We start from the raw sequence: 13,161 nt of genomic DNA, 5'->3' as shown, positions 1-13,161 counted from the left end.
ACCAAGACAAGGCGGTCCTCGCGGACCGGTTCTCACAGGACTTTATGCAACACAAGAAGGCACTCGCGTTCGCGGTTCTGCTCGCGCTGGCACCGGCTGGCGAAGCCATGGCCGACCAGGCCGTCGCCTCGGACCTGGGGCCCGCGCCGGGCGCTCCCGTCGTCTCCAGCGAGGACTGCTCCGCCGGCTTCTTCAGCCGCCTGGCCGCGGCCTATCGCGAAGACGCGCAGCCGGCCGACCCGAATGCGCCGGCGCCGGCGCGCCGCGCAATGGCATCGCCGTTCGACGCGCCGCCGTTTCCCTCGGCCGAATGGCAGCTTGGCGGCGTGGCGTATCCGATCGGCGTGCCCAACCTCAACAGCCAGTATCCACTGGAAAAGGCTTTGTCCTGCACCAAGCTCGGCCACTGGATGAAAGACAACCGCCTCGAGGTGTACGGCTGGATCAACCCGTCGGTCAACATCAGCTCGTCCAGCCACACCAACTATCCGTTGTCGTATGCCACGCGTCCGAACCGGGTGGAGTTCAACCAGTTCCTGTTCCGCATCGAGCGCGTGCCGGACACCGTGCAGACCGACCATGTCGACTGGGGCGTGCACCTGGACCTGCTGTACGGCTACGACTACCACTACACGACCATGAAGGGCGTCTTCAGCAACCAGCTGCTGAACAACCCGCGCGCCGACCAGCCGCTGCCAGGCAAGACCTACGGCGTCGATCCGATGCTGTTCTACGTGGACGTGTATTTCCCGTCGGTGGCGCAGGGCATGAACGTGCGCGTCGGCCGTTACCTGTCGCTGCCGGATATCGAGGCGCAGTTCTCGCCGAACAACTACCTGCTGACCCATTCCATCCTGTACACGGTCGACCCCTATACGCAGATGGGCGTGATGACCACCACCAAGCTCAGCGATCAGTGGACGGTGCAGGTGGGTGTCAATGGCGGCAATGACGTAGCGGTGTGGAACCACTCCGCGCGTCCCTCGCTGCAGGCCTGCGTGCGCTGGGTATCGGCCGACAACAACGACATGCTCTACCCCTGCATCAACAACTGGAACAAGTCGGACTACAACTACAACAACATCCAGATGTACGTGACCACCTGGGGCCATCGCTTCAGCAAGGACGTGCACATGTTGACCGAGGCCTACCGCATCTATGGCCGCAATATTCCCGGCTACGGCCAGGACGGCATTCCCGGCGTGCCGGGCTCGGCCACCACGCCCGGCCAGGCCGGCGCGTACGGCATCGTCAACTATCTCAACTTCGAGCTCGACCCGAAGAACATGCTCTCGTTCCGCAACGAGTACTACCGCGACCTGCAAGGCCAGCGCACCGGCTTCGCCACGCGCTATTCCAGCCATACGCTGGGACTGACGCACTGGGTGTCGCAGGACCTGGAGCTGCGCCCGGAAATCCGCTACGAGCGCTCGTACGACCAGCCCATCTACGACCGCGGCCGCCGCAACTACCAGATGACCGCGTTGATGGACGCGATCCTGCACTACTGAGGCAAAGCGCATGAAACGGCTGATACTCAATTCCCTCGCCATGCTGGTGCTGATGACGGCGATCCTGGGCCTGCTGTATCCGCTGGCCACGACGGGGCTTGCCCAGCTGCTGTTCCCGGCGCAGGCCAACGGCAGCCTGGTGAGCCGGGACGGCAAGGCGGTCGGCTCCCGCCTGATCGGCCAGTCCTTCACCGAGCCGAAGTACTTCTGGGGACGGCCGTCGGCGACCGCGCCGATGGCCAACAACGGCGCCTCGTCGACGCCGTCCAACCAGGGGCCGACCAATCCGGCGCTGACCGACGCGGCCAGGCAGCGCATCGACGCGCTGCGTGCGGCCGATCCCGGCAATGCCGCGCCGGTGCCGGTGGAGCTGGTGACGGCGTCGGGCAGCGGCCTGGACCCGGAAATCAGCCCGGCCGCGGCGCAGTACCAGCTGGCGCGCGTGGCCAAGGCGCGCGGGCTGGAGCCGGCCAAGGTGCAGCAGCTGGTGGCGCGCTTCACCAGCGGGCGGCAGTTCGGCGTGCTGGGCGAGCCGCGAGTCAATGTGCTGCAGCTCAACCTGGCGCTGGACGCGTTGGCGAAGCAGTAACCACGCGAGGAATGAGCCCCTCTCCCTCCGGGAGAGGGGTGGGGGTGAGGGTACGGGCGGAGTGGTGAGTTGCACTCCGCCCGTACCCTCATCCGGCTGCCGCCACCTTCTCCCGGAGGGAGAAGGATTCCTGCTCGTAAGTCGTCATTAACTGCGTGCGTAAAGCTTTTCCCGCTCCACCCGCATTACATTACGCACCATCCAGCAGGGATCACTGCCTCCATGTCCGACCTCTCCCGCGACCTGCGCGCCGACGCGCTGCTCGACAGCGTGCAGGAGGAGCGTCACCGCCGCCTGAAGATCTTCCTCGGTGCCGCGCCTGGCGTAGGCAAGACCTTCGCCATGCTGTCCGCCGCGCGCGAGCTGAAGCGCCAGGGCGTGGACGTGGTGATCGGGCTGGTGGAAACGCATGGCCGCGCCGAGACCGAGGCGCTGGTCGACGGCCTGGAAGTGCTGCCGCGCCGCCAGGTCGAATATCGCGGCCGCGACTTCACCGAGTTCGACCTGGACGCCGCGCTGGCGCGCAAGCCGGCGGTGCTCCTGGTCGACGAACTGGCCCATCGCAACCTGCCCGGCGGGCGGCACGAGCGGCGCTGGCAGGACATCGCCGAGCTGCTCGATGCCGGCATCGAGGTGTACAGCGCGCTCAATGTGCAGCACCTGGAAAGCCTCAACGACCAGGTGCGGCGCATCACCAACGTCACCGTGCGCGAGACCGTGCCGGACGCCTTCCTCGACCGCGCGCGCGACATCGTGCTGGTCGACCTGCCGCCGCGCGAGCTGATCCAGCGCCTGAAGCAGGGCAAGGTCTACGTGCCGGAGACGGCGGCGGCCGCATTGGACGCGTTCTTCTCGCCGACCAACCTCGCCGCGCTGCGCGAGCTGGCGGTGGATACCGTCGCCGGCCACGTCGACAGCGACCTGCGCGGCCACATGCTGGCGCGCGGCGGCGCCATGCCGGTGCGGCGGCGCGTGCTGGCCGCGATCGACGGGCATGGGCAGAGCGAATACCTGGTGCGCGTGGCGCGCCGCATCGCCGAGCGCCGCGGCGCGCCGTGGAGCGTGGCCTTCGTCGATACCGGCGCCGGTCTGGACGACAAGCGCCGCGAGCAGCTGGATGCGGCGATGCGCCTGGCGCGCCGCCTGGGCGGCGACGCCATCGTGCTGCGCGGCCACGCCGTCGCCGACGAGATCCTTGCCCATGCCGATCGCGAAGGCGTCGGCCAGATCCTGCTCGGCCGCACGCGCGAGCGCCCGCTGGTGCGCATGCTCGGCCGCTCGCTGACCCAGCAGTTGCTGCGCCGCGGCGCGCACCTGGAACTGACCATCATCGCCACGCCGACGGAACGTGCGCAGTCGCGCCTGCGGCTGCGCATGCCGGGCGGACGCGGGCGGCGCGGCGAATATCTCTACGCCACCCTCGCCGCGCTGGTGGCCTTCGTGCTGGCCTTCATCGCCGACCGCTACCTGTCGGTCGCCAACCTGGCGCTGATCTTCCTCACCGCCGTGCTGGTCGTGGCGGTGCGCACGCGCATGGCGGTGGCGGTATATACGGCGACGCTGTGCTTCGTCGGCTACAACTTCTTCTTCGCGCCGCCGCGCTACACCTTGATGATCGCCAACGTCGACGACGTGCTGGCGGTGTGCCTGTTCTTCGTCGCCGCGCTGGTATGCAGCCGGCTGGCCACGCGGCTGTCCAGCCAGGTGGAGTCGATGCGCGCGGCGCACGCGCAGGCGCGCGCCCTGCTGGCGCTGGGCCAGCGCCTCACCGCCAGCACCGACGCCAGCGGCATCCGCGACGTCGGCGCCGCCGCGCTGGCGCGCGCGCTGCGCTGCGATGCGGCGATCCTGATGCGCGATCCGGGCCGCGTGTTGCAGGTGGCGTCGGTGTCGCCGCGCGATTTCCGCCTGGCCGCGCAGGACCTCGGCGCCGCCGACTGGAGCGAGAAGCACGCCGAGCCGGCGGGACGCTATACCGACACGCTCAACGCCGCGCCATGCTGGGTACTGCCGCTGGGCAGCGAGAGCCGGCCGCTGGGTGTCGCCGCGATGCGTTTCGCGCCGGAGCAGCGCGATCTCTCGCCGGACCAGCGCAGCCTGGCCATGGCCATGGTGCAGGACATCGGCCAGGCGCTGGAGCGCGCACGCCTCGCCGACGAGCTGGAAGGCGCGCGCGTGCAGGGCGAGACCGAGCGGCTGCGCAATGCCCTGCTCTCCTCCGTCTCGCACGATCTGCGCTCGCCGCTGGCCTCGATGATCGGTTCTGCCGGCACGCTGTCCAGCTACGGCGAGCAGCTGCCGTCGCAGGAACGCCAGGAACTGCTCGACGCCATCCTCGGCGAGGGCCAGCGCCTGGACCGCTATATCCAGAACCTGCTGGACATGACGCGGCTGGGCCACGGCACGCTCAAGCTCAACCGCGACTGGACCGACGTGGCGGAGATCGTCGCCGCCGCGGTGACGCGGCTGCACAAGCTGTTCCCCGAGCTGAAGGTGGACACCATGCTGCCGACCGGCACCCTGCTGCTGTACGTGCACCCGGCACTGATCGAGCAGGCCCTGTTCAATATCCTGGAGAACGCCGCGCGCTTCTCGCCGCCGGGCGAGGCGGTGCGCGTGCTGGTGCGCACCGAGGGCGACCGGCTGGTGCTCGACGTGGTCGATCGCGGCCCCGGCATTCCCGAGGACGAGCGCGCGCGTATCTTCGACATGTTCTATTCGGTCTCCCGCGGCGACCGCGCGCCGCAGGGCACCGGCCTGGGCCTGGCGATCTGCCGCGGCATGATCGGTGCGCACGGCGGTTCGGTGGAGGCCTTGCCCGGCGACGGCGGCGGCACCACCATTCGCATCACCCTGCCGCTGCCGACGCCACCTTGATGACCGCCGCCGCACCCTGCGTGCTCGTGATCGACGACGAGGCGCAGATCCGCAAATTCCTCGACATCGGCCTCCGCGCCGAAGGCTACGAGGTGGTGCTTGCCGCCAACGCCGAGGAAGGCCTGGCCAAGGCGGCCACGCGCTCGCCCGACCTGGTGATCCTGGACATCGGCCTGCCCGACCGCGAAGGGCACGAGGTGCTGAAGGAACTGCGGCAGTGGACCCAGGTGCCGGTACTGATGCTGTCCGTGCGCGATGCCGAGAGCGAAAAGGTGCGCGCGCTCGATGCGGGCGCCAACGACTACGTGACGAAGCCGTTCGGCATCCAGGAGCTGATGGCACGCCTGCGCGCGCTGTTGCGCAACCGTCCGGGCGAACCGGAGCCCGCGGCGCAACGCTACGACGACGGCCGCCTGGCCATCGACCTGGCGCGGCGCGAAGTGCATCTGGACGGCGAGGCGCTCCCGCTCACGCGAAAAGAATACGCGGTGCTCGCCATGCTGCTGCGGCATGCCGGCCGCGTGGTCACGCAGCAGCAATTGCTGCGTGAGATCTGGGGACCGACCCACGTGCAGGACACGCACTACCTGCGCATCGTGCTGGGCAAGCTGCGCCAGAAGCTCGGCGACGACCCCGCCGAGCCGCGCTGGCTGAAGACCGAACCCGGCGTCGGCTACCGCTTCCTCGCCGGCTGACGCGCCGGCTCATCGCGGTTGCGAATCGTCGCGGCCGATCGCGGCCGATCGCGGCGATCCTTCGCGATGCCACATCGTTTCGACACGCTCGCCGCACGGCGCGGTTGCGCTATCGGACGCCTGGACACCGCAGCCGAAGCAACAGGCGATGGAGCATCGAGCGGTCGGGCACAAGAATCATTCATACCCCGCCGTCGACCCGCAACGTCCATCGCGACCGCGGGCCGAGAGGAACCATGCAGCCATCCGTTCCACGCAAGCCTTAGCGCTCGCCCGATCCATCGTCACTCATTCGCCGCAAGCACGACGCGCCTTCGACTTCGCGCATGGTCGGGGATGGCTGGCGCGTCGCCAGAGGAGACACGCCATGAGCATGTTCTGCACGGCCACTTCGTGCGCCGGACCGAAGCCGATCCACTGCGCGCGTCGGCTGACTACCGCCGACATCTTCGATCCACGTAACGACAGCGATTCGCCGACCTGGCCTGGTCATTCGCTTCGACGCGGGCCTGGCGTTCGGCCGAACCCCCCGTGCACCACGCAGCCGCTACACGTTCTTCGCCCGCAACGGGCGCGCAACGTCCGCCATTTTTCCCGTAAGGACGCGTATCCGGCTACGAAGATTCGCCTCATGCGCATTAGGAAATTTGCGCAGCAACTATTAGGACAATTCTCAAATAGCTCGCCTTTAGCGGCAGCGTGAAATGCGCCTGATACGCTCCAGCTACGAACGCGCACCAAGCAAACCTCCATAAGGAGATTCGCACTCCAGATCATTCGTACCTTGCAAGTGATTGGGAGTTCGAACTGCCGAAGAAGCCTGGCGGGATGCATCGCATGGCAGCGATCCGATGCACGCAGAGAGCGCGACCGGCCTTCCCGCACGCTTCGATGGATTTTTGTGCGCGCAAGCCAGGCATGCGGCACGACTGCATGCTCCGAAAAGTCCGCTGCGTGGCGGGGCCGCTCCCGCGCCATGCGCGTGGCGCCCCGAGGCTGATACCCAGCGTTCGACGGGACTTCTCAGCCAGGCCTCTGCCGTCGCTGCTCCGTCCGGGGCGGCAAGCGCATGAACGAACCTCTCGCAGCGCCACATCGACGTAGCAAAGGGGAACATCCGTATGTATACCGAGCTGAAAACCGCCCTCGTCAAGCGAAGCCATCGGGATGACCTCATCCGTTCGCTCGAGACCCTGCTCGATCTTTCGCTGGTCCACGTCGACATCCAGGGCACCGATGCGGACGAACAGCAGTCACCGTCGCGGCAGTATTGCGGCATGTTCCACCTGGCCGGCGCGCACGCCTGCCAGGTGCATGGCTCGTCGATCGGCGCACCGGTCCGGCTGGAGCCGGGCGATCTGTTGATTGCCTCGTTCGACGGCAATGGCGACCTGAAGGCGATCGACCTGCAGATCAACGGCCCCAGCCTGATCCGCGGCCGCCTGTATTTCACCGGCGGCTGGCACCGGCAGTTCCACGAAGTGTTGCCGCCATGGTTCGTGATCCGGCCCGGCGATGCCGGCGATGTCTACCGGCGCTTGTCGAACGCGATGATCGAAGTCTCGCATTCCAACATCACCGGCCGCGGCGTGATCCTCAACAAGCTGGCCGAGATCCTCTTCACCATTGCCATCTGCCACTACGCCAAGCGCTCGGATGCCAACCTCGGCCTGTTCACCGCGTTCTCGGACCGGCGCATTTCCAAGGTGCTCAACGCCATTCACGAGGACCCGAGCCGCGGCTGGAACGTGCAGACCATGGCCGCGCTCGCCTGCATGTCGCGTTCGTCGTTCACCCAGCGCTTCACCCAGCTGATGAAGATGCCGCCGGGCCAGTACATCACCTACTGGCGCATGCACCTGGCCGAACGGCTGCTGCAGGATCCGCGGCTATCGGTGGCGGACGTGGCCGAGCAGGTCGGCTATGCCAGCAAGGCGGCGTTCTATCGCCTGTTCAAGCGTATCCAGGGCATGTGTCCCGGCGAGATGCGCGCGATCCGGGCCACCACGGCGCCGAACCAGGAACGACTATGAAGCGAACACGCAGGCGGGACAGGGTGCGACACTGTGCACCCCACCCGCCGGAGTCCCGCCATGCACCGCCCGCGCAGCAGCACCGCCTTCCTGTTCGACCTCGACGGCACCCTGGTCGACAGCGTCTACCAGCATGTGCTGGCGTGGAAGGAAGCGCTCGACGCCGAGGGCGTGGAACTGTCGGTATGGCGCATCCATCGCAAGATCGGCATGAGCGGCGGCCTGTTCACCAATATCCTGTTGCGCGAAACAGGGCTGGAGATCACCGAGGAGCGCCTGGCGCGGCTGCACCAGCGCCACGTCGAGGCCTTCAACCGCCAGCACAGCCAGGGCCTGGTGCGGCCGCTGCCCGGCGCGCGCGAGCTGCTGGCCTATCTCACCGAGCAGGGTTATCCCTGGGCCATCGCCACCAGCGGGCGCATGGCCACCGCCGCGCACAACATCGAGGCGCTCGGCGTCGATCCGTCCAAGGTGCCGGTGATCACGCGCGACCAGGTGCGCCATGCCAAGCCGGATCCGGACCTGTTCCTTGCCGCGGCGGAAAAGCTCGGCGTGGACATCGAGCAGTCGCTGGTGATCGGCGACAGCATCTGGGACATGCTCGCCGCGCAGCGCGCCCGCGCGCTCGGCGTCGGCCTGCTCTCGGGCGGCTATGGCGAGGACGAGCTGGCGCGCTCCGGCGCCTTTCGCGTGTACGACGATCCGGCAGACCTGCTCAAGCACATCGACGAAGTGGCGGCGCGGCAGTGAGCGCAGAACATCCCGCCATGACGGCTGCGAACGAACTGGACGAAGTGCGCGCGGCGCTGCGCCGGCGCGAACCGATCTTCCACCAGGAGGAGTTCGGCCATGCGCGCGCGGACTTCGAGCGCATGACCGCTGCCGGCTTCCGCGAAGTCGGCGCCTCGGGCCGGCGCTACAGCCGCGACTACGTGCTTGCGATGCTGGAGGAACGCCATCGCAACGGCTGGCTGGACGAGCCGCTGCAGCTGGAGGATTTCCACTGCGCGCCGATCGACGGGCGGGCTTATCTGGTCACCTACACCTTGCACCAGGGCGAGCGCGTCACGCGCCGCGCGACGATCTGGCGGCGCGACGGCGAGGACTGGAAGATCCTTTACCACCAGGGCACGGTGGCGCTCGAAGGCGACTGAACAGCCAGGCGTGTCAGGCGCGATTCACCGCCATGGCGGCGACGGGGGTTAGGCTTGGCTCTCTGAGTTAACGGGGTAGATGTCATGCGTCGACTCGCTTTCCTGCCGCTGGCCGTGCTGCTGGCCGCCTGTTCCGCGCCGCAGGCGCCGCAGAACGACAAGCCGCCCAAGCCCCAGGCATCCGCCTCCGCGGCCGCACCGGTCAACGCCATGCTCGGCTCGCACGAGTGGTATCAGTGGGTGGACCGGCGCCTGGCCATCAACGACGGCGACGGACACGGCCCGGATGGCGGTTCCGACGAATGGAACGACGCCGTGCAGCGCAAGCTGGGGCAGGAGGCGCCGCAGGCGCAGCCCGGTTCGCCGGAATGGCAGCAGGCTGTCGATGCGCTGCTGCGCACGCGGGCGCAGTGAGATACCCGCAAACCCATTACGACGCGCCACGGGATTTCGTCATCCCGGCGCAGGCCGGGATGACGAGCTGTCAGCGCAGGCGCCGCATCCGTATCCAGGTGAAGTGCTGCTCCGCGCCACCCGGCGTGCGATGCGTTTCGCGCGTGCTTTCCAGCAATTCGTAGTCCGCGCCGAACACGGCGTGCAGCTCGGCAGCGCGATAGCGCGCCACCGGCAGGCCGCTGCAACGCTCCGGGCCATCTTCGGCGAAGGTCGCCACGACCACCTGCGTGCCCGCCTGCGATGCGCGCCGCAGCGCGTCGAGATAGCGCCGGCGTTCGCCCGCGTCGACAAGGAAATGGAAGACCGCGCGGTCGTGCCATAGCGCGTATCTTTTCGTCGGCGCGAAGGCGAGCACGTCGCCGGCGATCCAGTCGACCTGGCCGGCGGCGTCGCCCAGGCGCTCGCGCGAGGTGGCCAGCGCACCGTCCGACAGATCCAGCACGGCCAGGTCCGCATGGCCTTCGCGCAGCAGATGGTCGACCAGCGACGAGGCGCCGCCGCCGACGTCGATGAGCGGCGCACCCTTGGGCACGCCGGCATGCCCGATCAGCGCAAGCGACATCGTCGGCCGGGCCTGGTACCAGCTCACCGTATCGACGCTCCTGCTCCGATACACCTCGTCCCAACGTGATTCGCGATTGCTCATGGCGCCCCCGCATCCCTGACGGTGTTCGATCAACCCGGCGCGAGCAGCGCGTCGAGATCTTCCTCGTCGAAGCTCAGCCGCTCGCGCGTGCCGCCGCCTTCCAGCACCGCCTCGGCCAGTTCGGCCTTGCGCGCCTTCAGCTCCTCGATGCGTTCTTCGACCGTGCCGGAAGTGATCAGGCGGAACACGAACACCGGCTTGTCCTGGCCGATGCGGTGCGCGCGGTCGCTGGCCTGCGCCTCGGCCGCCGGGTTCCACCACGGGTCGTAGTGGATCACGGTGTCGGCGGCGGTGAGGTTGAGGCCCACGCCGCCGGCCTTGAGCGAGAGCAGGAACAGCGGCACGTCGCCCTCCTGGAACTGCCGCACCGGCTCGGCGCGGTCGCGCGTCTCGCCGGTGAGCACCACGTAGGGCACGCGGTGGCGGTCCAGCTCATGCGCGATCAGCCGCAGCATTTCGGTGAACTGCGAGAACAGCAGCACCTTGCGCCCTTCGGCCAGCAGCGCCGGCAGCATGTCCATCAGCAGGTCGAACTTGGCCGAGTCGCGCACGCCGCGCGCGGCTTCCAGTTTCACCAGGCGCGGATCGCAGCACACCTGGCGCAGCTTGAGCAGCGCATCGAGCACCACGATGCCGCTGTGCTGGATGCCGCGCTGCGCGATCACCTCGCGCAGTTCCTCCGCCAGCGACAGGCGCAGGCTTTCGTACAGCTCGCGCTGGCGGCCTTCCAGCACCACGCGGCGGGTGATCTCGGTCTTCGGCGGCAGCTCCGAGGCCACCTGCGACTTGGTCCGGCGCAGGATGAACGGCGCCAGGCGGCGGTTGAGGCGATCCTGGCACTCGGTGTCGTGCTGCTTCTCGATCGGCACGCGGTAGTGGCGGCGGAACGCGCCTTCGTCGCCGAGCAGGCCGGGCACCGCCAGGTCCACCTGCGACCACAGCTCGCCCAGGTGATTTTCCAGCGGCGTGCCGGTCAGGCAGATACAGCGCGGCGCGCGCAGGCTGAGCACGGCGCGGCGCGCCTGCGTGCGCGGGTTCTTCACCTGCTGCGCTTCGTCCAGCACGATCAGCTCGAACGGCTGCTTGCGCAGCGCCACCACGTCACGCGGCAGCAGCGCATAGCTGGTCAGCACGATGTCCTGCGCGCCCAGCTGCGCGAACTCGCCGCCGCGCTGTGGGCCGTGCAGCGCCAGTACTTTCAGCGCGGGTGCGAAGCGCGCGATCTCGGCCTGCCAGTTCGGGATCAGGCTGGTCGGCACCACGATCAGCGCCGGCTGGGTCAGCGCGCCGCGTTCTTTCAGCGCGAGCAGGTGGGTGACCAGCTGCAGAGTCTTGCCCAGGCCCATGTCGTCGGCCAGCACGCCGCCGACGCCGGCCTCGGCCAATGCGTTGAGCCAGCGCAGGCCTTCGCGCTGGTAGGGGCGCAGTTCCACCGTGAGGCCTTCCGGCACCGCGTCGCTGGCGCGCTCGGCGGCGTCGCGCAGGCGTGCGGTGAAGCCGCGCAGCTGTTCGGGCGCTTCCAGCGCGGCGCCGGACGGCAGCGCCTCGACGATTTCCTCCAGGCGGCCGGCCTGCACGCGCGGCAGGTGCAGCTTCTTGCGCGGCTTTTCCAGGTATTCGGCCAGCGGCGCCAGCAGGCCGCGCAGTTCCTTCAGGCGCACCGGCACGCGACGGCGTTCGTCCACCGGCGCGTACCACACGGCGTCTTCGGGTTCGTTCGGCGCGGGGCTGAGATTGAGCGTGTGCTCGGCCAGCGCCTGCGCCACCGCGGGCAGCAGGTTGTGGCGCTTGCCTTCCAGCTCGATGCCGATTTCCAGGTCGAAGGCGTGGTCGTCGGCGTCTTCCACCGCATTGCCGTACCACTGCACCGGGCCTTCCAGCACCTCGAACGGGAAGCTCGGCGCGTATTCGAGCAGGAAGCCCTCGGCTTCGAGCTTGGGCCGCAGTGCCAGCCAGCGCGCGGGCGTGTTCACTTCCAGCGCGCCGGCATAGCCCTTGCCGGGGAACAGCCAGGCATCTTCCGGCAGCGTGTCGGCGAGATCCCAGGGCAGGCCCTCGGTATCCACGCCCGGCGTGAGGCCGGCGCGTTCGAGCTGCTCCATCGCGGTGAGTTCTTCCGCGCGGCGGCGGGTGATCTCCACCAGCGTGCCCTGGCGCACGCGGCGTACCAGCGGCTCGCCGCCGCGGCCGGGCAGGCGCTCGCCGGCATAGTCGAACGCCAGCCGCGCGTAAGCCAGCGGTGGCGTGCCGGCGGCGAGGCGGGCGTGGCGGGTGAGCGCGTGCAGGATCAGCACCGGGCGCGGCGACTGCTCGGAGCGGCGCAGCTCGTCGAACACCTGCGGCGCCGGGATGCGATGGGCCAGGCGGCTGCCCGGCAGCGCATCGCGCAGGGTCGCGCTGTCTTCGTGCTTCAGCGGCGGCAGGTCCAGCCACTGGGTTTCCTCGGGCGGCGCTTCCAGGTGACCCAGCTCGGCGCGTTCGGCATCGAGGTACCAGAGCCCGTCGATGCGCACCAGGCGCTGGTTGGCCGGCAGCGCGGGCAGCAGCTTCTGGCTGCCGTCCTTCTCCAGGTGCCAGTGCCAGTTGAGCAGGTGCCCCTTGCCGCGCGACAGGCGCAACCCGGCGAGGCCGCCGAGGAAGCACGGCGCGGTGTCGAGCACTTCGGCCAGCAGGGTGTCGCCGACGTGGCCGGCCAGGCGCGCATAGCTGCGGCTCTTGCGCACGGTCTGCGGCAGGCCCAGCACGGTAGCGGCCAGGCGCTGCTCCGGCGGATCCAGCGGCAGATGGGCGAGATGGCGGCTGTCCAGCGGCGTGGGACGCGCGAAGCGGCCCTGCTCGGCTACCGCCAGCAGTACCGGCGCGAGCTCCAGGCGCACGTAGGGCGTGCCTTCTTCCGGAATCGCGTCGATGAAGAAACCCAGCACACCGCGCTCGGCGACGACCGCGGCGGCACCGTCGTCCAGCAGGCGGCGCCATACGGACGGCAGCGCTTCCGCGTTCTCCTCGTGATGCGGCGGAGCGGCTTCGGCGTAGCGTTTCTCGTCGGGTTGCTGCATGCGCGTGCGATCCGCCGGGAAGACCAAAAGACCGAGCTTAGAGCCTGCTTAGGGTCTCTGAATAGCCCGCGCCGGGAGCTGTTTGCTCGCATGGCAAGGAAGAATGAAGGAGTGTACGTCCGTACACGACTGAGTGATGACGCC

10 protein-coding genes are annotated in these 13,161 nt (G+C 68.7%); 8 read left to right on the top strand and 2 right to left on the bottom strand.

Annotated elements, in window-relative coordinates:
• Window positions 1–44: 44 nt before the first annotated feature.
• The 8 genes from BM172_RS10255 (at window position 45) to BM172_RS10220 (ending at window position 9,273) form a co-directional block, all read left to right on the top strand.
• Window positions 45–1,511: an outer membrane beta-barrel protein gene (locus tag BM172_RS10255; RefSeq protein ID WP_026635447.1), complete on the top strand. Its 1,467-nt coding sequence runs from the start codon at window positions 45–47 to the stop codon at window positions 1,509–1,511.
• 10 nt (window positions 1,512–1,521) lie between these two features.
• Window positions 1,522–2,100 (top strand): potassium-transporting ATPase subunit KdpC, encoded by a 579-nt coding sequence (gene kdpC, locus BM172_RS10250; RefSeq protein WP_026635446.1) that lies wholly within the window; start codon window positions 1,522–1,524, stop codon window positions 2,098–2,100.
• Between the two features lie 222 nt (window positions 2,101–2,322).
• On the top strand, window positions 2,323–4,977 hold the full coding sequence (locus BM172_RS10245) for a sensor histidine kinase (RefSeq protein WP_026635445.1): 2,655 nt from the start codon (window positions 2,323–2,325) through the stop codon (window positions 4,975–4,977).
• The gene (locus BM172_RS10240; protein WP_026635444.1) at window positions 4,977–5,672 is read left to right on the top strand and encodes a response regulator; all 696 of its coding nucleotides are present in this window, start codon (window positions 4,977–4,979) and stop codon (window positions 5,670–5,672) included. The genes BM172_RS10245 and BM172_RS10240 overlap by 1 nt, the downstream gene beginning before the upstream one ends.
• A 1,121-nt stretch (window positions 5,673–6,793) precedes the next feature.
• The gene (locus BM172_RS10235; protein ID WP_051548712.1) at window positions 6,794–7,705 is read left to right on the top strand and encodes a helix-turn-helix transcriptional regulator; all 912 of its coding nucleotides are present in this window, start codon (window positions 6,794–6,796) and stop codon (window positions 7,703–7,705) included.
• Window positions 7,706–7,765: 60 nt separating this feature from the next.
• The gene (locus tag BM172_RS10230) at window positions 7,766–8,455 is read left to right on the top strand and encodes an HAD family hydrolase (protein ID WP_026635443.1); all 690 of its coding nucleotides are present in this window, start codon (window positions 7,766–7,768) and stop codon (window positions 8,453–8,455) included.
• A gap of 17 nt (window positions 8,456–8,472) precedes the next feature.
• The gene (locus BM172_RS10225; protein WP_026635442.1) at window positions 8,473–8,859 is read left to right on the top strand and encodes a nuclear transport factor 2 family protein; all 387 of its coding nucleotides are present in this window, start codon (window positions 8,473–8,475) and stop codon (window positions 8,857–8,859) included.
• A gap of 84 nt (window positions 8,860–8,943) precedes the next feature.
• Window positions 8,944–9,273, top strand: coding sequence for a hypothetical protein (locus tag BM172_RS10220; protein ID WP_026635441.1), 330 nt, complete (start codon window positions 8,944–8,946; stop codon window positions 9,271–9,273).
• 70 nt (window positions 9,274–9,343) lie between these two features.
• Here BM172_RS10220 and BM172_RS10215 read toward each other — a convergent pair whose 3' ends face one another.
• Both BM172_RS10215 and BM172_RS10210 read right to left on the bottom strand, forming a co-directional pair.
• Window positions 9,344–9,961, bottom strand: coding sequence for a class I SAM-dependent methyltransferase (locus BM172_RS10215; protein ID WP_026635440.1), 618 nt, complete (start codon window positions 9,959–9,961; stop codon window positions 9,344–9,346).
• A 29-nt stretch (window positions 9,962–9,990) separates the two neighbouring features.
• Complete coding sequence (locus BM172_RS10210) at window positions 9,991–13,017, bottom strand: DEAD/DEAH box helicase (RefSeq protein WP_026635439.1); 3,027 nt, start codon at window positions 13,015–13,017, stop codon at window positions 9,991–9,993.
• Window positions 13,018–13,161 lie beyond the last annotated feature (144 nt).

The organism is Dyella marensis, from assembly GCF_900112865.1.
GTDB lineage: Bacteria > Pseudomonadota > Gammaproteobacteria > Xanthomonadales > Rhodanobacteraceae > Dyella_D > Dyella_D marensis_A.
The sequence above is the reverse complement of the archived record's forward strand: the minus strand, read 5'-3'. Positions and strand labels throughout refer to the sequence as shown.